Origin of the sequence: Pseudomonas lyxosi, assembly GCF_047758685.1 — a bacterium.
In the GTDB taxonomy this organism is placed as follows: domain Bacteria; phylum Pseudomonadota; class Gammaproteobacteria; order Pseudomonadales; family Pseudomonadaceae; genus Aquipseudomonas; species Aquipseudomonas lyxosi.
The window spans coordinates 4,550,526-4,570,919 of the sequence record NZ_CP180481.1 but is presented as its reverse complement, the minus strand read 5'-3'; the positions used below and the strand labels follow the sequence as shown (position 1 = coordinate 4,570,919).

Here is a 20,394-nt window from a genome sequence, read left to right as displayed (position 1 = left end):
GATGTCACCTGCTATCCGCCGCCAGTCCCTGGCGCTAGGGCTGGCGGCGCTGCTGTTGTTCAGCGCCGGGGTGTATCAGCAGGCGGTGATCGGCTTCGATTCGCGCTTTGTGCTGTTCGCTCAGGAAATGCTGCGCCACGGGCCGACATTTTTCCCGACCACCTATGGCCAGCCGTATGCGGATTATTCGGCGCTGACGACGTTGTTCATCTGGGCGCTGTCACTGCCGTTCGGGCAGGTCAACAGTTTGACTGCCTGGTTGCCGAGCGCAATTGCCGGGGCGGTGATCGTCACGTTGATGTACCGGCTACTGGCGCCCTACTCCCAGCGCTGGGCGTTGCTGAGCATCGCCCTGATGCTGCTGACCAACACCTTTGTCACCGAAACCCGTGCCGTGTCCCTGGATTTGATGCTCGCGGCGGTGGCATTTGCGGTGTTCTACCTCGGCTATGCCGCCGATTATTTCGCCGCAAAGCGCCGGTGGTGGCTGATCTTTGCCTTATTGCTGCTGGGTTTCGGGATTCGCGGGCCGATCGGGCTGGTGATTCCCACGGGCATGCTGTGCAGCTATTTCTTGCTCAATCGACAATGGCAGTATTTTTTTGGTTTTGGCTTGGTGGCGTCGGTGCTGCTGGCCGTGTGCGTTGGCGTGCTGCTGTGGCTGGCGGAAACCATTGGCGGCCCGGAGTTCATGCACTATGTGGTGCGCATGCAGATCATGGGGCGCCTGGACGGTAGCGAAGGCGTCAGCGGTTCGCTGTATTATTTCACCCGTTCGCTGGGCAACTATGCGCTCGCGTATCCATTGGCGTTGCTGGCTCTGGCCGCCGTCTGGCTGACAACGCCTCGGCAGGCCGGTCCCGCGTTACGCCTGTTGCAGTACTGCACGGCGGCCGGCCTGATCGTGATGGTCGGGCTCTCGATCCCCCAGGCAAAAAAGGCCCGTTACCTGCTGCCGATGTTACCCATGGCGGCGATCATTGCGGCGTATCCGTTCCAGGTGGCGCAAGGTCGGGTATTCGAGTGGTTGCGGGGGTTGATGCAAGGGGTGTGGTTGTTGATTCCGGCTCTATTGGTCGTTGGATTGATGGTCGCTCACCGACGTTTTTCCGAGCAAATGCCGGCTCTGACTGCAATTTTGATCATTCTTGGCATGCTGCAAGTCATTGCTCTGGCGATGCTTTTCAGACCCCGATGGCGGGCGCTGACGTTGGCCAGTTGCGCGGTGTTGGCGTTGTGGTCGGTGTACATCGTGGTGTTCGAAACCGTCGAACGTCGCCTCTACGATACCCAGACCTTCAGCCGCGCGGCATTCGCACTTGTCCAGAAAGACCCGGCGCCGCTGGTGCTGCACGCCATGGGTAAAGACGCCAAGGCGATCAAGTTCATGGTCAATATCGAGCAGGACTTGCAACCGGTTTTCACCGAATCGACCCAAGAACTGGAAAACCTTCAGGGGCCGCATTGGCTGATGATGGATGAACACGACTACCGCGCCCTGCAGGGCACGCCGCTGGGTGCGTTGCCGCCCGTGTTGAGCGGGCGCTTCGACAAAAACGATTATGTCCTGCTGCACCTCAATCCCCTGTAGCAGCTGCCGAGCTTGCGAGGCTGCGTTCGGCGACGAAGTCGTCGCAAGACCTGCGCATGAGGTCTTCCTGAAACACCGCGTTGCCTGGGTTCACGACGACTGCGTCGCCGAACGCAGCCTCGCAAGCTCGACAGCTGCTACAGTCGCCCGCATGAATTTCACTATTCGCGGTGCCCAAGGGATTTGTCAGCGCTGTTGAAGTCGACAACGAGCTGCATATTCAGGAACTGTCCGTCAGACAACACTTCCAGGGCCGGGGCGCGGGTCGCAAGTTACTGTTAACCGCGGTTGCGCATGCCCGGGATCGAGCACTCTATGGTCTGACGCTGACCACGTTCCGCGACTTGCCGTGGAATGAACCGTTTTATCAGCGAATGGGCTTTGAAACATTGAGCCCTGCACAATTGGATCTGCGATTAGCGACTGTATTAAGCGACGAAGTCGCCCACGGCTTACCCGGTGAAAGCCGTTGTGCGATGCGTTTGAGCCTTAGAGCGGCGCCTTCAAATCAACCCCCAACGCCTGGGCAAACGCCTTGACCAACGGACTGCGCACAGTGTTGTGGCGCAGGATCAGATTGAACGGCGTGACGATGTGGATCAGGTCCGCACGCACCGCCCGGAACTGCCCCTGCGCCACCAGCGGCGCGGCGTAATGCTGGGGGAGAAAACCCACGAAACGCCCGGTCTTGATCAACAATGCCACCGCTTCGACCTGGCTGGCCGAGGCGGAAAAGCTGTCGTAGTGGGCAAAGTTCAGTTTGTCGCGGTGGATCGCGTAGCGGTGGTTGATGCACTCGTAATCCTTGAGCACATGGCTGCCGATTTCTGCGTCCGGCACCGTGAATAACGGATGACCGACCGCGCAATAAACTTCGGAGCGTTCTTCATAAAGCGCGTAGTAATCAAACTCTTCGCGTTTCTGATAAACCGGTACGATCCCCGCCACTAACCGCCCCTCTACCACGCCTCTTTCCACTTCATCCAGCTGTGAGGCTTGAAGTTGGAACCTGACTTTAGGCGATGCCTCATTAATTATTCTAAGTGCAGCAACTAACGGCGAATTAACGTCGGAAATCGTATTGTCAATAACCCCCACACCAAGATCACCGATCAGTTCGTTTTGCGCTGAACTAAGGCGATCACGAAAGTTGTCGACCGAGGCAAATAAATCAATCGACGCCTGATACACCAGGCGGCCCTCTTCGGTCAGGTGAAAACCCTCGCGGCCGCGGGTGCACAGGCGCATGCCGATGCGGATCTCCAGGTCGGAGATCTGTTTGCTGATGGCTGCCAGTCCCACATTCAGCTCGTTCTGGGCGGCACTGAAGCCGCCGGCCTCGACCACGGCCTTGAACACTTTGAGCAGTTTGAAGTCCAGACCGCTGAGGGTCAGCGGTGCCCGATGGCCCGTTTTCAGCGGCGGGTTTCCGGAATTGGAAAGTGGGGTTTCCATAATGCCTATTTACCTCTGGCGCCCTATTCAACAACCTGTGTCCAACAACAAAAATAGTGCTGGTAAATAATAATGACCACAGAAAACCAGGCTTGGCAACCGCTAATAAATCCCGCACATCAGTGCCAACTCACTGATTTCGAACTATTAAAAGCTGACACTTCGATCAGCTCTCGCGACGATGCAACTGCGCTTTTCCCCTGCCCTTGAATAATGTTTAGGCCGAACCACGCCCAATTGAATTGCGGCGAGTGTTTCAGGCCCGGCACACCGATTTCAGTTCGCTTTACCGACGAGGAAAACAACAATGTCTCAAACCACCGACCGTCTCTGGGGTGCTCGCTTCAAAAGCGGCCCGTCCGAAGCCCTGGCGGCCTTGTCCCGTTGCCCCGAGCGCTACTTTCGCCTCACCCCGTACGACCTCGCAGGTTCCAAGGCGCATGCCCGTGAATTGCAGCGCGCCGGGCTGCTGAGCGAGCAAGAAACCCAGACCATGCTCGACGCTCTTGAGCGCATCGGTGATGACTTCCGCGCCGGCAGCATCGCACCGACCCTGGATGACGAAGACGTCCACACCTTCATCGAACGCCTGCTGACCGAACGCCTCGGCGCCCTCGGCGGCAAGCTGCGCGCCGGTCGTTCGCGCAACGACCAGACCGCCAACGACTTGCGCCTGTTCCTGCGTGATCACGTTCGCACCCTGGCCGTTGAAGTTCTGGCCTTGCAACAAGCACTGGTGGACCAAGCCGAGCAACACATCGAAAGCATCTGCCCGGGGTTCACCCACCTGCAGCAGGCCCAGCCGATCGTTTTCGCCCACCACTTGCTGGCCCACGCCCAATCCATGTTGCGTGACGTGCAACGCCTGGTGGACTGGGACAATCGCACTTCGCTGTCGCCACTGGGTGCTGCTGCCATGGCCGGTTCCGCCATCGCGCGCCTGCCTCAGCAGTCGGCCAAGGAAATGGGTTACAGCGGTGTGTGTGAAAACTCCATCGACGCCGTGGCCAGCCGCGATCACGTTGCCGAGTTCCTGTTCATTGCCAGCATGCTCGGGATCAACATTTCCCGCCTCGCCGAAGAGTTCTGCCTGTGGTCGTCGCGGCAGTTTCGCTGGGTCGCGCTGGACGATGCCTACGCCACCGGCAGCTCGATCATGCCGCAGAAGAAAAACCCGGACATCGCTGAACTGGCGCGCGGCAAAGCGGGTCGCCTGATCGGCAACCTGACCGGTCTGCTCTCCACGCTCAAGTCCCTGCCGCTGTCGTACAACCGCGACTTGAGCGAAGACAAAAACGGTGTACTCGACAGCGTCGACACCCTGCTGCTGGTGCTGCCCGCCATGGCCGGGATGGTCGCGACCATGAAGGTCAACGTCGAAGAACTGCGTCGTCAAGCGCCACTGGGATTCACCCTCGCCACCGAAGTCGCCGACTGGCTGGCCATGCGCGGCGTGCCGTTCAAGGAAGCCCACGAAATCACCGGTGCGCTGGTCCAGGCCTGTGAGAAACACGACATCGAATTGTGGGAAGCCTCCCCGGCATTGTTGGCCGAGATTGACCCGCGCCTGACCGCGGAAGTGCGCGACAGCCTGACCCTCGAAGCCGCCATCGCCGCCCGCAGTGGCTGGGGCGGAACGGCGCCGCAACAGGTGCGTGAGCAGATCGGTCGGTTGAAAACGGCCCTCGCCGCGCAGCAGCAATGGACCGAGAACTATCAAGGTTTCCGGCTCTGATAGACGACGCAAAACTCTGTAGGAGCCGAGCTTGCTCGCGATGACGGTCTGACATTCAGCATTGATGTCGTCTGACACACCGCCATCGCGAGCAAGCTCGGCTCCTACAGGGATCAAGTTGGACCTGTGATACCAGTGTACGGAGAAGCAACATGAGCCAGACTCAGGCAGAACGACTCCAGTCGGAGCGCAAACTGGCGGAAAACCAGTTCGATATCACCCAGTACCACCATGTGCCACGGCGTTATTACGGGCGGATTTTCTTCGCCACCGTCATCGTCATTGCGATTCTCGGACTGGTGCGGGCCTTCGCCGAAGGCAAGATCGAGTGGTCCTACATCGGCCAGTTCCTCACTTCCCAGGCGATCATGTGGGGCTTGCTCAACACCATCGTCATGGCGGTGTTGGCCATGGCGCTGGGCATTGTTTTCGGGGTGATCACCGCGATCATGCGCATGTCGGCCAACCCGATCCTGCGCTACGTGGCAGTGACCTACACCTGGTTGTTTCGCGGTACGCCACTGATTCTGCAACTGCTGTTGTGGTTCAACCTGGCGCTGATCTTCCCCACTATCGGCATCCCCGGCCTGTTCGAAATGGACACCGTGAGCCTGATGACCCCGTTCGTGGCCGCCCTCCTCGGCTTGAGCATCAACCAGGGCGCCTACACCGCTGAAGTGGTGCGTGCCGGCCTGCTGTCGGTGGACACCGGCCAGTACGAAGCCGCCAAGTCGATCGGCATGCCGCGCCTGCAAGCGCTGCGCCGGATCATCCTGCCGCAAGCCATGCGGGTGATCATTCCGCCAGTCGGTAACGAGTTCATCGGCATGGTGAAGATGACCTCGCTGGCGAGCGTCATCCAATACTCGGAACTGCTCTACAACGCCCAGAACATCTACTACGCCAACGCCCGGGTCATGGAGCTGCTGATCGTCGCCGGTATCTGGTACCTGGCCACCGTCACCGTCCTGTCCTTCGGTCAAAGCCGTCTGGAGCGTCGTTTCGCTCGCGGCGCCGGCAAGCGTTCTTGAGGAGCCCCACATGAGAAGCATCGTCAAGGCCGTGAGCCTGAACAAGTACTACGACCATTTCCACGCCCTCAAGGACATCAACATCGAAGTCGAGCAAGGCGAAGTGCTGTGCATCATCGGCCCGTCCGGCTCCGGCAAAAGCACCTTGCTGCGCTGCATCAACCAGCTGGAAAAAATCGACAAGGGCGGTCTGTGGGTCGACGGCGAACTGGTGGGTTACCGGATCGTCGGCAACAAACTGCATGAACTCAACGAGTCGCAGATCGCCCGTCAACGCCTGTCCACCGGCATGGTGTTCCAGCGTTTCAACCTGTTCCCGCACATGACTGTGCTGCAAAACATCATCGAAGGGCCGTGCCAGGTGCTCAAGCGTTCGCCCAAAGAGGCGCACGAAGAAGCCGTGGAATTGCTCGCTCGCGTCGGCCTGGCCGACAAACGCAACAGCTACCCGATCGAACTCTCGGGCGGTCAGCAACAACGGGTGGCCATTGCCCGTGCACTGGCCATGCGGCCCAAGCTGATGCTGTTCGATGAACCCACTTCGGCACTCGACCCGGAACTGGTCGGTGAGGTGCTGTCGGTGATGCGCGACCTCGCGCAAACCGGCATGACCATGATCGTCGTCACCCATGAACTGGGCTTCGCTCGCGAGGTTTCCAACCGCATGGTGTTCATGGACGGCGGGCAGATCGTGGAGGCTGGAAGCCCCGAAGAAATACTAATAAGTCCGCAAAACCCGCGCACCCAAAGCTTCATTTCTGCCGTTCGAACCTAAGCGCCGGCTGGCGTAACAACACTCATAAGAGAACGACCATGAAGAACTTCGTTATCCCCGCAGTACTCGCAAGCGTTATGGCTTCCGGCTTCACCTTCGCCGCCGAACTCCCGGCCAGCATCAAGGAGAAAGGCGAGGTCGTGGTAGCGATCATGCCGAACTACCCGCCGATGGACTTCAAGGACCCGGCCACCAACACCCTCACCGGTCTCGACTATGACCTGGGCAATGCCCTGGCCGAACGTCTGGGCGTAAAGATCAAATGGCAGGAAACCGGCTTCGAGCAAATGATCAATGCGCTGACCACCGACCGCGTGGACATGGTCATGTCGGGCATGACCGACACCGCCGAACGTCAGGCCAGCGTGACCTTCGTCGACTACTTCACCAGCGGTCCGCAGTTCTACACGTTGCAGAAGAACAAGGACTTCAACGAGATCATTGATTTGTGCGGCAAGAAAGTCGGCACCAGCCGCCGCACCACCTTCCCGGCGGAAATCGCCGAGTGGAGCAAGGCCAATTGCGAAGCCGCCGGCAAGCCTGCGATCAACGTGATCGGCACCGAAGGCTCGGCCGATGCCCGTGCGCAACTGCGTCAGAGCCGTATCGACGCGGCGATGCAGGGCAGCGAAACCTTGTCGTACCTGAAGACTCAGGAAAAGGACATGTACAAAACCGTGGGCCTGCCGATCTCCGAGCAGTTCACCGGGCTGGGCGTGAGCAAGAAAAAGCCTGAGCTGAGTGAGGCGCTGAAGGTCGCGTTGCAGAGCATGATCGATGACGGCAGCTACCAGGCAATCCTGAAGAAATGGGATCTGCAGTTGGGTGCGATCAAGACTGTGACCATTAACGCCGGCAAGTAATGCTTGCCTGTAGGAGCATGGCTTGCCCGCGATGGCGCACCTGAGAACGCCATCGCGGGCAAGCCATGCTCCTACGGGAGTGGTTGCTTCAGACCTATTGTTCAATGGAGTGCCCAAGATGTCCTCCTCGCCACAACCCTCCTGGCCCGACCAGCACAAAGCCTGCCTCGCCCTGGCCTTCGACCTCGACGGCCCGACCGGCGATGCCATGCTCAACGGCTCGATCTGGCGCAAACCCGAGTACTTCGGTTTCGGCGGTTACGGCCCTTACCGCGCCCTGCCACGAATCCTCGATGTGCTCGACGAGTACCAAATCCCGACGACGTTCTTCGTCCCGGCCTGGGTCGTGGAGAACTGGCCGAAACAGTGCCAGGCGATTGTCGAGCGCGGGCATGAAGTGGCCTACCACGGCTACAAACACGAATCCTTTTACGCCCTGACGCTGGACCAGCAAAAGGACGTGATGAAGAAATCCCGCGAGGTGTTCTGGAAGCACTTGAACATCCGCGCCGAAGGTTTCCGCACCCCATCCGGCGACTGGCGCGCCGAAACCCCGGCGATGCTGGTGGAAGCCGGCGTGACCTACTCCAGCAGCATGCGCGGTGATGACCGGCCGTACCTGGTGAAAGTGCCGGGCCACGAAACACCGCTGGTGGAAATCCCCGGTCGCTGGGAAATGGACGACTACGCCTCCCTCGCCTACACCCGCGCGCCGGACTTTCCTTCCGGGCTGGACCGCACCGCCAGCTACGCCCTGACCCTCGATAACTGGTGCCGCGAGTACGACGGCGCCATGAACGAAGGGTTGTGCCTGACCACCCTGTTCCACCCCAAGATCACCGGCAAACCGGGACGCATCCTGTTGCTGGAAAAACTCTTCGAACACATGCGCCAGCGCGATGACGTGTGGTTCGCCACGTGCCGCGATGTCGCCCAGTGGTGGCTGAAGGAGCATCACCATGGCTGATTCCACTGTCTGGCCCAAAGGCTACCGCTGCGCCGTGGTACTGACCGTCGATTACAACGACATCCACGGCATCCTCACTCAGGCTCCGGAGGTTGCCGGGCGCGACAAGACGCTGTCGGTCTGGCGCTATGGCACCCAACGCGGCGTCGACCGTTTGCTCGGTTTGTTCGAAGAATTGGGGGTTTCCACCAGCTGGTTTGTGCCCGGTATCGTCGCCGAGGAAAACCCCGAGCACATTCGGGCAATCCAGGCTGGCGGACATGAGATCGCCTGCGCCGGTTATCGCCATCAGAACTACGACACCCTGAGCCTCACCGAGCAAAGCGCCGAGATTGCCAAAGGCTGTGAGGCGTTGACCGCGCTGACTGGCCAGCGTCCAACAGGCTTTCGCATCCCGGCCGGCAACGGTGCGCCGGGCTTCATCGAGGCGTTGAAGGATCACGGCATTCGCTGGTCATCGTCGTGGCGCGGTGATGATTTGCCATTCGCTCATCCGACGGCACCCGAAGTCATTGAGTTGCCGTTGCACTACGAGCTGGAAGACGAACCCTACTTCGCCTTCAACCTCAGCCCGGCCGTGCCGCCGGCGCAATCGCGGATCGCCTCTTACAGCCACACGTTGGGCAACCTGCAAATGGACTTCGCCGGGTTTCACCGGTTTGGCTTGTGTTATGTGCTGCGGCTGCATCCGGAAATCATTGCGACACCTGGGCGGATTGGCGTGTTGCGCGAGTTGCTTGAGGGGATTCAACAGCACGATGACGTGTGGATCGCCACGGGGGCCGACGTCGCTCAATGGTGGGCTGAATCGGCGCTGCCGGTGACCGAGGACCATCCGGCGGCGGTGTATGAGCGGCATTATCGGGATTACCTTTCATGAGTGAGCGGATGCAACGGCTGGCGCAGTTCTGCGTCGATACCCGATTCGAAAACTTGCCGCCCGCACTGGTGGCACAAGCCAGGCGGCACATACTCGACACCTTCGGCGCGACGTTGGCCGGGGCTGGTAGCGAGGTAGCCAAGCAGGCACGGCAGGTCTTCGACGGTGAAGTCGGGAGCACGCTGATCTGGGGCACCGATCAGCGCACCGGCGCGGCTCAGGCCGCCATGCTCAATGGTGTCGCCGCCCATGCCCTGGAACTGGACGACACCGGTGGCTGCGACCATTCCGGCGCGGTTGTGCTGCCGGCCGTCATGGCGGCGGTGTCGATGTCTGGAAAACCGGTGAATGGCCGGGAGTTGATCACGGCTGTGGTAATCGGCTACGAAATCGGCCGTCGGGTGCTCGAAGCCTGCGGCAGTTATTCGGCCCACAACGGCGCCGGCTGGCACTCCACCGCCACCTGCGGCGTGTTCGGTGCGGCGGCGGCCAGTGCGCGAATTCTCGGACTGGATACCGCGCAAACCGTATCGGCGCTGGGCATTGCCGGCAGTTTCAGTGGGGGGCTGTGGGCATTTATCCACGACGGTTCGCAAAGCAAAAAACTTCACAGCGGTCGTGCCGCCGAGGGTGGATTGCTGGCGGCGCGATTTGCCCAACGAGGCATCACCGGGCCGACGAAGTTGTTCGACGATGTCTGGGGCGGGTTTCTGAAAACCCTCGCCGGTGAGGCTGCACAACCTGACGCGCTGGATGCCGATCTGGGCGTCGTATGGAAACTCGCTCGCTGTTCGATCAAACCTTATGCGGCGTGCCGAGGAACGCATTCAGCCATTGATGCGCTGGGGCTGTTGCTGGATCAACTGCAGGTCAGCGCGGATCAGGTCGAGGATGTCCGGGTGTCGTTGTGCGGGTTTCTTCAGAACATGTGCGGCGGACGCGATGTCGGCACGTTGGCGGCGGCGCAGATGAGCCTGGCGTATGCCCTCGCCGCCCGGCTGGTGCAGGGTCATTGCCGGTTGGAGGCTTATGACGATGAACAACGGAGCGATCCACGGATTGCTCACTGGATGTCGCGCATCCGTCTTGAAGTGGACCCGCAACTGTCAGAGGATGGCGAGCCAATCGTCAGCGTGCGGACCGTAGACGGTCGGCAGGCGAGCCTGTGTGTCGACCCGCCGCTGGGTGCCCCGCGCAATCCGTTGAATGATGCGGCGTTGAAGGAGAAGTTTTTCAGTCTGGCGGTGCGGGTGATGCCGCGGCGGCAAGCGGCAGAACTGCTTGAGCAGTTGTGGCGGGTTGAAGAGCTGGAATCTGTCGAGGCACTGATCGTTCCCACGCTCCGCGTGGGAATGCAGCCCGGGACGCTCCGCGTCCCAGAAGCGGACGCAGAGCGTCCATTGAGGCATTCCTTTGCTGCGCGTGGGAACGATCAGTCAGAGATCATTAAATAAGGATATTTGCACCACCGTGGCCACTTACTCACTCGTTATCCGCCGGTTGATGATCGTTTCGCTGACCATCGTCGTCAGCCGCGCCATCACCAGCCCGCTGCTGACGTTGTTCCTGAGCAACAAACTCGGCCTCAACCAACAGGACGTTGGCTTGCTGCTGGGCATCGCGGTGTTCATCGCCACCCTGCTCGCGCTCTACGGCGGTTACATCATCGACCGCCTCGAGAAGCGCCGGCTGCTGATCCTCGCGATGCTCTCCAGCGCCATCGGCTTCGTGCTGCTGACCTTCGCCGACAACCTCTACCTGACCACCGCCACCCTGGTGATCACCGAAACCGCCTCGGCGCTGTTCCTGATCGGCTCGAAGGCGATCCTCAGTGAAAACCTGCCCATGGGCCAGCGCGCCAAGGCGTTTTCCCTGCGCTACACCTTGACCAACATCGGCTACGCCACCGGCCCGATGCTGGGCGTGGTGATTGCCGGGGTGTATCCGATTGCACCGTTCCTGATCGCTGGCGGCATCGCGTTCTTCAGTATTTTCCTGATGATCGGGATACCGAAGGACTCGGCCCAGACACCCGCGATTGGCCAACCCGCGAGTTTTCTCAAGACGCTGATCACCCTGAAAAATGACCGCACGCTGATCATGTTCACCTGCGGCTGCCTGCTCAGTACCGTGGTCCATGGCCGTTTCACCCTGTACCTGTCGCAATACCTGCTGGTGACCCACGATTCCAAGCGGGCACTGGAAACCATGGCCGCCCTGCTCGCCTGCAATGCGATCAGCGTGATCCTGCTGCAATACCAGATCGGCCGTTTCCTCAAGCGCGAACAATTGCGTTATTGGATCGCGGGCGGTACCAGTCTGTTCATCGTCGGGCTGATCGGCTTCAGCCTGGCTGACAGCCTGGTGTCGTGGTGCGTGGCAATGTTCATCTTCACCCTCGGTGAAATGATCATTTACCCCGCCGAATTCCTCTTCGTCGACACCCTGGCCCCGGAAGAACTGCGCGGCAGCTATTACGGCGCGCAAAACCTCGCGGCCCTCGGCGGTGCCCTGAGCCCGGTGATTTGCGGTTTCCTGCTGATGCACACCCCCGCGCCAACGATGTTTTATGCCCTGAGCGCGCTGACTGCCATGGGTGGTTTCCTGTGTTTCATGAGCGGTCGTCGGGTGGCGTTACAGCAAAATTAATGCACTAAAACTGCATTAATATGAATTTGTCAGCATCAGGAATGAACGGCACACTGTGCTCGTTCCTCCCCCAATAGTTGGAACAACTTCAAGGGCTTTCTGGGTTTCCCAGCTAAGCCTTTTTTTTGCCTCGGTTTTTTTCAACGGATCGTCTGCCTCATGTTCGCTCGCTGGTTTCCCGCCGCCATCAACACCCGCCCCTCCGAATGGAGCCGCGCCGCGATCGGCATGTCCTTGGGCACGATGTTCAGTGTCTGGCTCTGCAGCCAGGTATTCGGCATGCAAGTAGCGCAGCACCTGATCGGTCCGCTGGGCGCATCCGCCGTGTTGCTGTTCGCAGTGTCCTCCGGCGCCCTCGCCCAGCCCTGGTCGATTCTTGGCGGCTACCTCAGCGCGGGGGTGGTGTCGCTACTGGTCGCTCACGTGCTCGGACGAACCCTTGGCAGCGCTTGCCTGGCGGCCGGAATGGCGCTGATTCTGATGTGCTGGTTGCGTTGCCTGCATCCTCCGGCCGGGGCGCTGGCGCTGCTGTTGGTGTTGGCAGACCCGGCGACCATTGCCCTGGACTGGAAAGCCCTCGGCCCGGTGATGCTCAGCGGATCGACCATGCTGCTCAGCGCCCTGGCCTACAACAACCTGACGCGCATTCGTTACCCAAAACGCGCCGGCGAACCAGTGGGCATAGTGCCGGCCGATAATCCGCCGATCGACAGCCAGGCTATCACCGCGCAGGACCTGAAACTGGCCCTGGCGGACATGGAGGCGTTCTTTGACGTCACCCCTGAAGACCTCGAACAGCTGATCCATGCCAGTGAGTTGCATGCCAAACGGCGCAGCATCGGTGAAGTCCTTCGAGGCAGAACCTGACAGCGCCACGGTCCTTGTAGCAGCTGCCGAGCCTGCGAGGCTGCGTTCGACGGCGAAGCCGTCGTGAAATCAAGCGGCGTGGTGTATCAGGAATACCGTGCAATCAGGTTTCACGACTGCTTCGCAGCCGAACGCAGGCTTCGCCAGCTGCTACAAATTCAGGCCGCAGATAATTGCCTTTCAGGTACTGCCAAACTTACCGCTCGAACCGAAGACCCTGCACTCAACCCCAAACTCTTCGCGGTTTGTGCATCGACTATCAACGTACCAGCAGCCACCCGCGCCGGTGCCGCGGTAATCCGGCACTCGGCAAACTGGCGGTTATGAATCAGGTAACTCGCCGCCTGCTCCCCCGGTGTGCCGATGCTCAGTTGCAGCACCTGGCTGTCACGCACCGCACGGATGTCCCCGGTGGCGCATTCGATCAGCGGGCCGCCGTCGAAGATGTCGATGTAGTCGCGGTGTTCAAATCCTTCAGCCTTGAGCATGCCCAGCGCCGGTTCGGTATTGGGGTGAACGCGACCGATGACCGTTCGCGCCGCTTCAGGCAACAGGCAGGTCGGCAGCGGAAACTTGGGCATCAACTCGGCGATGAAGGTCTTGTTACCCAGCCCGGTCAGGTAGTCGGCATCGGCAAAGTCCATCTTGAAGAAGTGCCGGCCCAGACCTTCCCAGAACGGTGAAACGCCCTCTTCGTCCGAGTAGCCGCGCATCTCGGCGATGACCTTTTCACCGAAGTGCTGACGAAATTCCGCCAGAAACAGGAACCGCGCCTTGGACAGCAAGCGCCCGTTCAGACCGCTGCGGTGATCGGCATGCAGAAACAGCGAACACAGCTCCGAATGGCCGGTCATGTCGTTACCGAGGAACAATGTCGGCAGCTGCTGATTGATCCCGAGGTTTTTCGAGGCTGCGACAAACAGGCCCAGTCGATAGTTGTACCAGGGTTCGCGCAGGCCGACGGCACCGGCCAGTGCGCAAATGCCGATGGCTTTATGCTGGTCATTCTCGAGCACAAACAGGTAATCGGCATCGGCGCGTTCGGCCTCGCCGGCGAAGGTTTTCGCCGCCCATTCCAGACGCTGACGCAGACGCCCCGCGTCGGCCGGCAAGGTAGTCAAACCGGTTCCGGCGCTATGGGCCAGGGCTAACAAGGCCGGCAGGTCTGCCGGTGTGGCTGGACGAACGATCATCGTGCTTGCTCCTGGGTAGCCAGACGTTTGGTTAGAAAGACTTCCGCCAACATGCAGCGCGCGCTGCCGCCGCCGATGCGCTCGATGGTGTCGATATTGACGGGGAGCGGCATGGCGTGGGCTTCGATCAAACGACGTTGCGCGGCATCCAGCGATTGCCAGGCCGTGCGCGACATCACCAGCAAGGGTTCGCCCGCAGCGTTGTGGACCTCCAGCATGTTGCCGGCGAAGGATTCCAGCTGCTCCCAGCTCAGGGCGATGACCTTTTTACCGCTGTCTTCCAGTCGCGAACGCAGGGCCAGGCGTTCGGCCGGGTGCGTGACCGACGCCAGGCAAGCCACGGCCAGGCGCGTGCCGACACTCATCATCACGTTGGTGTGGTAAATCGCGACACCCTGGCGGTCCACTGCATTGAAGGCGCACAGCTCGTAACCCAAATGGCTGACCACCTGGTCCAGGGCACGGGCATGGGTGCGGGTGGAATAACCGGCGTAGCAAATCCGCTGCTGACGATCCAGCACCATGCTGCCGGTACCTTCGAGGAACACTTCTTGCTGTTCGAGGCTGGAAAGGTCCAGCAACTGTTCCACCCGGTACTCGTCCCGCAGCCAGTCGAGCACGCCTTTGTCCCGCTCCAGACGCCGGTTGTGGCCCTGCATCGGGTACAGCACCAATGTGCCGTCGGGATGGCTGCTCCACCAGTTGTTGGGGAAGATCGAATCCGGGGTGTGCGGTGCTTCGCGGTCGTTGTGCACCATGACCTCGACACCGTGGTGACGCAGCGCGGCAACGTAGCCATCGAACTCTTGCAGGGCCTTTTGCTGAACGTCTTCGCTGACGTCGGCCGGCTGCTGGAAACGGTTGTTCGCCGCCGTGTCCTGATTGAAGGAGAAACGTGTCGGGCGAATCATCAAAACAGTATTGGTGGTTTGCATGGATACAGATTCAATGAGGGTTGAGAGGTACTCATTGTCTGTTTCGGCGCCGGAAAAACCCGGTTGATAAGGGGGTTGGTTGTGATGGAAACGGCTGAAGATTCTGAATCGCTCAGCCGATTCGGCGAAGGTCTGTAGCAGCTGCCGAGCCTGCGAGGCTGCGTTCGGCGGCGAAGCCGTCGTGAAATCAAGCGGTGCGGTGTATAAGGTAGGCCGTGCATGCAGGGTTTACGACGGCTGCGCCGCCGAACGCAGCCTCGCAGGCTCGGCAGCTGCTACAGGGCCGGGTGAAGTTTTATTCCATCGTGGTCTTGACCATCGCCAATTCCGGATGGCTGACCAACTTGTCGATGTGCAAATCCGGATCATCGAACCAGACTTCGGTCAGCACCCGATAGTGCTCCATGTCCCGGCAACGCATGCGCAAGCTGTAGTCGAACGCACCGCTGATCAACCGACATTCCAGCACCTGCGGACAGGCGCGGACCTTGGCTTCGAACGCCTTTTGCGCCGCCCGCCCACTCTGGTTGGACAACGCCACCAACACCAGCAACGACAAACCCGGCGTCAGTTTCTTTTCATCGAGAATCGCGCCATACCCACGAATGACCCCGAGCTGTTCGAGTTTACGCACCCGTTCCAGGCACGGCCTGGGCGTCAGGTGCACACGCTCGGAAAGCTTTTGATAAGTGATGCGCCCTTCGTGGCGCAGCACTTCGATGATTGCCTGATCGATACGATCAAGCACGATCGACAGATCGCGGATATCCGCCATGTACGTCTTGCCTCACTTCAAACGGCCCGATAGAAATTGCTGCAAACGTTCACTTTTTGGCTGGTCGAGGATCGTAGCGTCACCCTGCTCCTCGACCTTTCCCTGATACAAGAACAACACCTGGCTGGAAACCTGCCGGGCAAACCCCATCTCGTGGGTCACCATCAACATGGTACGGCCTTCTTCCGCCAGCGCCTGAATTACCTTCAGCACCTCACCCACCAATTCCGGATCGAGTGCCGAGGTCGGCTCATCGAACAATAGAATCTCCGGCTCCACCGCCAGGGCACGCGCGATTGCCACCCGCTGTTGCTGTCCGCCGGACAAAAACGCCGGGTATTGATCGGCCACTCGTTGCGGCAGACCGACCTTGTCCAGATAGGCCCGCGCACTTTCTTCCGCAGCCTTGCGGCTGATTCCCAGCACCCTGCACGGCGCGAGCACGATGTTCTCCAGCACCGTCAGATGGCTCCACAGATTGAAATGCTGGAACACCATCGCCAGGCGCGTGCGCAAACGCTGCAATTGCGCCGGATGAGCGACGCGCATGCCCCCGGCACCCGGGCGGGTGATGACGCGCTCGCCGTCCAGTTCAATGGCGCCTTCATCTGCGCGCTCCAGAAAGTTGATGCAGCGCAGCATCGTGCTTTTACCCGAACCGCTGGCGCCGATCATGCTCACCACATCGCCTGCCCGTGCATTCAACGAGACACCCTTGAGCACTTCGTTGTCACCAAAACGCTTATACAGATTTTCAACCGTGAGTTTGTACATGTCAGCACTCCTGGAACGGCGCGCAAACGGCACCGCTCTGGATAGAAAATGGGATTCAGTGAGTCGGGCCAAGAAAACTCAGCCAGCGCTTCTCTGCCAACCGGAAGGCTCCGACCAGGCCGAACGACAGCGCGAGGTACAGCAGGCCGGCAATGCCGAAGGCCTGGAAGGTCATGAAGGTCGCGGCGTTGGCGTCCCGGGCGATTTTGAGGATGTCCGGAATGGTGGCGGTGAACGCCACTGAAGTCGCGTGCAACATCAGGATCACTTCGTTGCTGTAATACGGCAGTGCCCGGCGCAACGCCGAAGGCAGAATCAGCCGCAGGTACAGGCGCCAGCCACTCAAGCCATACGCATGGGCGGCCTCGATTTCACCGTAGGGAATGCTGCGAATCGCCCCGGCGAAGATTTCCACGGTGTAGGCGCAGGTGTTGAGCGTGAACGCGAGCAAGGTGCAATTCATCGCATCGCGAAAGAATGCTTCGAGCAATGGTTGCGAGCGCACCACGGCGATGCCGTAGATCCCGCTGTAGCAAATCAGCAACTGGATATACAGCGGCGTACCGCGAAACACATAGGTGAACAGCTGAACCGGCCAGCGCAGCAGGCCCCAACGCGAAGTGCGCATGATTGCCAATGGCAACGACAGGAAGAACCCCATCACAATGCTCGCCACCAGCAGCCACAACGTCATGGCCAACCCGGTGAGGCTATAGCCGTCGCTGAACAGAAAGGGTTTCCAGTATTCGGCAATCAACTCAATCATCGTGCCATCCCCCGCACACCCTGGTTATAGCGCCGTTCCAGCACGCGCAAAACGTAGTTGGACGCGCTGGTAATCAGCAAGTACAACGCCGCTGCCAGCAGCAGGAAATCGAGCATATTGAAAGTGCTTTTGCCGGCTTCCTGCGCGACTTTGACCAGGTCCGACAAACCGATGATCGACACCAGCGCCGTGGCCTTGAGCAGCACCAGCCAGTTATTGCCGAGGCTCGGCAAGGCGAAACGCATCATTTGCGGGAACACCACGAAGCGAAACCGCTGCCAGCGGTTCAAGCCAAAGCACGCGGCGGCTTCCTGCTGGCCGCGCGGCACGCTCAGAATCGCCCCGCGAAAGGTCTCGGTGAAATACGCGCCGTAGATAAAGCCGAGGGTGATGACGCCGGCCACGAACGGGTCGATTTCCATGTACGGCCAATCCATGGCCTCGGTCAGGCTACTCAGCCAGCCTTGCAGGCTGTAGAAAATCAGCAGCATCAGCACCAGGTCCGGCACACCGCGAATCAGCGTCGTGTAGAAGGTCGCCGGCAGGTTCAACAGCTTCAGCGGCGACAGTTTCGCCGCAGCCCCGAACAAGCCCAGCGCCATGCTCACCAGCAGCGAGAGCGCTGACAATTTCAGAGTGACCCAGGTGCCGTGCAGCAACAAAGGGCCATAGCCTTGCAGGGCCGAGAGATCGACCCCGATCAGATTCAGGAAGGAGTTCACGTCAGTCACCTGTCTTGAGGCGCCCGCGCGCAAGCGCTGCGCCTGTTACCAGGACGCAGCCTTCGGGGCGCGAGGATCAGTAGTTGTAGAGGTCCAGATCGCCGAAGTGTTTCTGCTGGATCTGCGCGTAGATACCCTTGTCATGCAGGGCCTTGATGGCGGCATTGAGCATGCCTTTGAGTTCTTCGTTGTCCTTGCGCACGCCGATGGCGATGTCGGATGGCACCAACGGGTCGCTGATGCCTTCACTGTTCTTGAAGTCAGCGCCTTGAGGGGAGGTCAAAAAGCTCATCTGCGCCTGCATCTTGTCCTGGATCGAGGCGTCGAGACGGCCAAATACCAGGTCGGCGTAGACCTGATCCTGATTCTGATAGGCCCGCAGTTTCACGCCGCCGGGTGCCAGTTTGGCCTTCGCGTAGGTTTCCTGAATCGTGCCCTGCATGTAACCGATGGTCTTGCCCTGCAGCGACTCCGCGGTGGGCAACAGCCCGGAATCTTTGCGAGTGACGATGGCGGTCGGCCCGGCGTACAGGCGATCGGTGAAGTCGATCTGCTTTTTACGCGCATCGGTCACCGTCATCGACGATTCGATGGCATCGAACTTCCCGGCCTTGAGCGCCGGAATCAGTCCGTCAAAGTCATTGCTGACCCACACGCATTTCACCTTCAATTCGGCGCAGATCGCGTTGCCCAAATCCACGCCAAAGCCCTGCACGCCGCCATCGGCGGTGGTGGATTCAAAGGGTGGGTAACTGGGGTTGACGCCGAATCGCAACTCTTTCCACTCCTTGGCGCTGGCGCCCGTGGTGCAGCACAGCAATGCGAGTACCGACAAGCTCAGCCATCTAGTCTTCATCTTCTTGAATCCCGATTTGTTTGGAGTTATCGCGGCCAGGCTAACCAGGCCACCTTTATGGGCAGGAACAGAGAGTCGATGCGGCTAACACCGCAACAGCGTTTCTTATTGTTTTGCACGGTGGGACCGCACACAGCGGCACCCGGCCTGAAACCCTCGGCACAGACGGCTTCAAACCCGAGGCAAGAATGCCAACAGATGATCGGGTGCAGGTGTCGTACGGGCCGGTGTAGACACCCGGATTGCGCTGATAAGGCTGTTTTGACAGCCGAATCTGTCGTGAGCCCGGCCCGCGGCCGTTTTCGCAGAGGAATTCTGCGCCAGCATTACAAAAATGCAGACGAGAGCTGCACATATGCCGGTTGTACATCACAAATTTGCACTGTTACGATCCAGCATCGCTCGCGCGCGAGCTTCTCTATAAAGAACAATAAAAGCAGGGAGTTAGTGATGACTGCTCAGGTTTCATCGAAGGGGACTTCGTCCATGGATGCCATGCAAAACGAAGTGCTGGCCGAGGTTCGCAACCACATCGGTCACCTGACCCTCAATCGCCCCGCCGGACTCAACGCCATTACCCTGAACATGGTGCGCAATCTGCAGCGTCAACTCGACGCCTGGGCGCTGGATCCGCACGTGCACGCGGTGGTGTTGCGCGGTGCTGGCGAGAAGGCGTTCTGTGCCGGCGGCGACATCCGTTCGCTGTATGACAGCTTCAAAAACGGCGACACGCTGCACGAAGATTTCTTCGTCGAGGAATACGCCCTCGACCTCGCGATTCACCATTACCGCAAACCGGTGCTCGCCTTGATGGACGGTTTTGTCCTGGGCGGCGGCATGGGCCTGGTACAAGGCGCCGACCTGCGGGTGGTCACCGAGAAAAGCCGTCTGGCGATGCCGGAAGTGGCGATCGGTTATTTCCCGGATGTCGGCGGCAGCCATTTCCTGCCGCGGGTTCCCGGTGAACTGGGTATTTACCTCGGCGTCAGCGGTGTGCAAATCCGTGCGGCCGATGCGCTCTATTGCGGCCTGGCCGACTGGTACCTGGAAAGCGACAGGCTGGGCACCCTGGACGAGCAACTCGATCAGCTCGAATGGCACGAAACGCCGTTGAAGGACCTTCAAGGTCTGCTGGCGAAACTCGCCGTGCAACAATTGCCGGCACCACCTTTGGCGGCGTTGCGCCCGGCCATCGATCACTTCTTCGCCCTGCCCGATGTGCCGAGTATTGTTGAGCAACTGCGTGAAGTAACGGTCGCCGACAGCCACGAGTGGGCCACGACCACCGCCGACCTGCTGGAAAGCCGTTCACCGCTGGCCATGGGTGTGACCCTGGAAATGCTCCGTCGTGGTCGGCACTTGAGTCTGGAAGACTGCTTCGCCCTTGAGCTGCACCTGGACCGTCAGTGGTTCGAGCGCGGCGACCTGATCGAAGGCGTGCGCGCCTTGCTGATCGACAAAGACAAGAAACCGCGCTGGAACCCGCCGACCTTGCAGGCGCTGGACGCCGAGCACGTCGCGAGTTTCTTCACCGGTTTTGACCAAAGCGGGAGCTGAGCC

General features: G+C 60.1%; 20 protein-coding genes. 12 read left to right on the top strand and 8 right to left on the bottom strand.

Annotation, left to right across the window (positions count from 1 at the left end; translation table 11 throughout):
• The first annotated feature begins 1 nt into the window (after position 1).
• Both ACMXYI_RS21045 and ACMXYI_RS21040 read left to right on the top strand, forming a co-directional pair.
• The gene (locus ACMXYI_RS21045; protein ID WP_415768889.1) at positions 2-1,591 is read left to right on the top strand and encodes an ArnT family glycosyltransferase; all 1,590 of its coding nucleotides are present in this window, start codon (positions 2-4) and stop codon (positions 1,589-1,591) included.
• Between the two features lie 170 nt (positions 1,592-1,761).
• The gene (locus tag ACMXYI_RS21040) at positions 1,762-2,130 is read left to right on the top strand and encodes a GNAT family N-acetyltransferase (RefSeq protein ID WP_415768888.1); all 369 of its coding nucleotides are present in this window, start codon (positions 1,762-1,764) and stop codon (positions 2,128-2,130) included.
• Here the strand turns inward: ACMXYI_RS21040 and ACMXYI_RS21035 are convergent.
• Positions 2,081-3,046, bottom strand: coding sequence for a LysR family transcriptional regulator (locus ACMXYI_RS21035; RefSeq protein ID WP_415768887.1), 966 nt, complete (start codon positions 3,044-3,046; stop codon positions 2,081-2,083). The two genes, ACMXYI_RS21040 and ACMXYI_RS21035, sit on opposite strands and share 50 nt — an antisense overlap.
• 307 nt (positions 3,047-3,353) lie before the next feature.
• Here ACMXYI_RS21035 and argH point away from each other — a divergent pair, with 307 nt between their 5' ends.
• The 9 genes from argH (at position 3,354) to ACMXYI_RS20990 (ending at position 12,813) form a co-directional block, all read left to right on the top strand.
• Positions 3,354-4,781, top strand: a complete 1,428-nt coding sequence (gene argH / locus ACMXYI_RS21030; protein ID WP_415768886.1) for an argininosuccinate lyase — start codon at positions 3,354-3,356, stop codon at positions 4,779-4,781.
• A gap of 152 nt (positions 4,782-4,933) precedes the next feature.
• Complete coding sequence (locus ACMXYI_RS21025) at positions 4,934-5,812, top strand: amino acid ABC transporter permease (RefSeq protein WP_056745976.1); 879 nt, start codon at positions 4,934-4,936, stop codon at positions 5,810-5,812.
• 10 nt (positions 5,813-5,822) lie between these two features.
• On the top strand, positions 5,823-6,587 hold the full coding sequence (locus ACMXYI_RS21020; protein ID WP_033054778.1) for an amino acid ABC transporter ATP-binding protein: 765 nt from the start codon (positions 5,823-5,825) through the stop codon (positions 6,585-6,587).
• A gap of 38 nt (positions 6,588-6,625) precedes the next feature.
• Entirely contained in the window at positions 6,626-7,450 is an 825-nt protein-coding gene (locus ACMXYI_RS21015; protein ID WP_415768885.1) for an ABC transporter substrate-binding protein, read from the top strand.
• Between the two features lie 118 nt (positions 7,451-7,568).
• Positions 7,569-8,417, top strand: coding sequence for a polysaccharide deacetylase family protein (locus tag ACMXYI_RS21010; RefSeq protein WP_415768884.1), 849 nt, complete (start codon positions 7,569-7,571; stop codon positions 8,415-8,417).
• Positions 8,410-9,297, top strand: a complete 888-nt coding sequence (locus ACMXYI_RS21005) for a polysaccharide deacetylase family protein (protein WP_415768883.1) — start codon at positions 8,410-8,412, stop codon at positions 9,295-9,297. The genes ACMXYI_RS21010 and ACMXYI_RS21005 overlap by 8 nt, the downstream gene beginning before the upstream one ends.
• Entirely contained in the window at positions 9,294-10,751 is a 1,458-nt protein-coding gene (locus ACMXYI_RS21000; RefSeq protein ID WP_415768882.1) for an MmgE/PrpD family protein, read from the top strand. The genes ACMXYI_RS21005 and ACMXYI_RS21000 overlap by 4 nt, the downstream gene beginning before the upstream one ends.
• Before the next feature lie 16 nt (positions 10,752-10,767).
• Complete coding sequence (locus tag ACMXYI_RS20995; protein ID WP_415768881.1) at positions 10,768-11,946, top strand: MFS transporter; 1,179 nt, start codon at positions 10,768-10,770, stop codon at positions 11,944-11,946.
• Between the two features lie 159 nt (positions 11,947-12,105).
• Positions 12,106-12,813, top strand: a complete 708-nt coding sequence (locus ACMXYI_RS20990; protein WP_415768880.1) for an HPP family protein — start codon at positions 12,106-12,108, stop codon at positions 12,811-12,813.
• 158 nt (positions 12,814-12,971) lie between these two features.
• On the opposite strand, the gene astA is transcribed toward ACMXYI_RS20990, so the two are convergent.
• The 7 genes from astA to ACMXYI_RS20955 all read right to left on the bottom strand — a co-directional run bounded on the left by astA (position 12,972) and on the right by ACMXYI_RS20955 (position 18,834).
• The gene (astA, locus tag ACMXYI_RS20985) at positions 12,972-14,006 is read right to left on the bottom strand and encodes an arginine N-succinyltransferase (RefSeq protein WP_415768879.1); all 1,035 of its coding nucleotides are present in this window, start codon (positions 14,004-14,006) and stop codon (positions 12,972-12,974) included.
• The gene (ctlX, locus tag ACMXYI_RS20980; RefSeq protein WP_415768878.1) at positions 14,003-14,941 is read right to left on the bottom strand and encodes a citrulline utilization hydrolase CtlX; all 939 of its coding nucleotides are present in this window, start codon (positions 14,939-14,941) and stop codon (positions 14,003-14,005) included. Before ctlX ends, astA begins: the two co-directional genes overlap by 4 nt.
• A 295-nt stretch (positions 14,942-15,236) precedes the next feature.
• Complete coding sequence (locus ACMXYI_RS20975) at positions 15,237-15,716, bottom strand: Lrp/AsnC family transcriptional regulator (RefSeq protein ID WP_007974731.1); 480 nt, start codon at positions 15,714-15,716, stop codon at positions 15,237-15,239.
• Between the two features lie 12 nt (positions 15,717-15,728).
• Positions 15,729-16,490, bottom strand: coding sequence for an ABC transporter ATP-binding protein (locus ACMXYI_RS20970; RefSeq protein ID WP_415768877.1), 762 nt, complete (start codon positions 16,488-16,490; stop codon positions 15,729-15,731).
• Positions 16,491-16,545: 55 nt separating this feature from the next.
• Complete coding sequence (locus ACMXYI_RS20965; protein WP_008155279.1) at positions 16,546-17,256, bottom strand: ABC transporter permease; 711 nt, start codon at positions 17,254-17,256, stop codon at positions 16,546-16,548.
• Positions 17,253-17,978 (bottom strand): ABC transporter permease, encoded by a 726-nt coding sequence (locus ACMXYI_RS20960; protein ID WP_415768876.1) that lies wholly within the window; start codon positions 17,976-17,978, stop codon positions 17,253-17,255. The genes ACMXYI_RS20965 and ACMXYI_RS20960 overlap by 4 nt, the downstream gene beginning before the upstream one ends.
• 76 nt (positions 17,979-18,054) lie before the next feature.
• Complete coding sequence (locus tag ACMXYI_RS20955) at positions 18,055-18,834, bottom strand: transporter substrate-binding domain-containing protein (RefSeq protein ID WP_150657935.1); 780 nt, start codon at positions 18,832-18,834, stop codon at positions 18,055-18,057.
• A gap of 450 nt (positions 18,835-19,284) precedes the next feature.
• Here ACMXYI_RS20955 and ACMXYI_RS20950 point away from each other — a divergent pair, with 450 nt between their 5' ends.
• Positions 19,285-20,391: an enoyl-CoA hydratase/isomerase family protein gene (locus ACMXYI_RS20950; RefSeq protein WP_415768875.1), complete on the top strand. Its 1,107-nt coding sequence runs from the start codon at positions 19,285-19,287 to the stop codon at positions 20,389-20,391.
• Positions 20,392-20,394 lie beyond the last annotated feature (3 nt).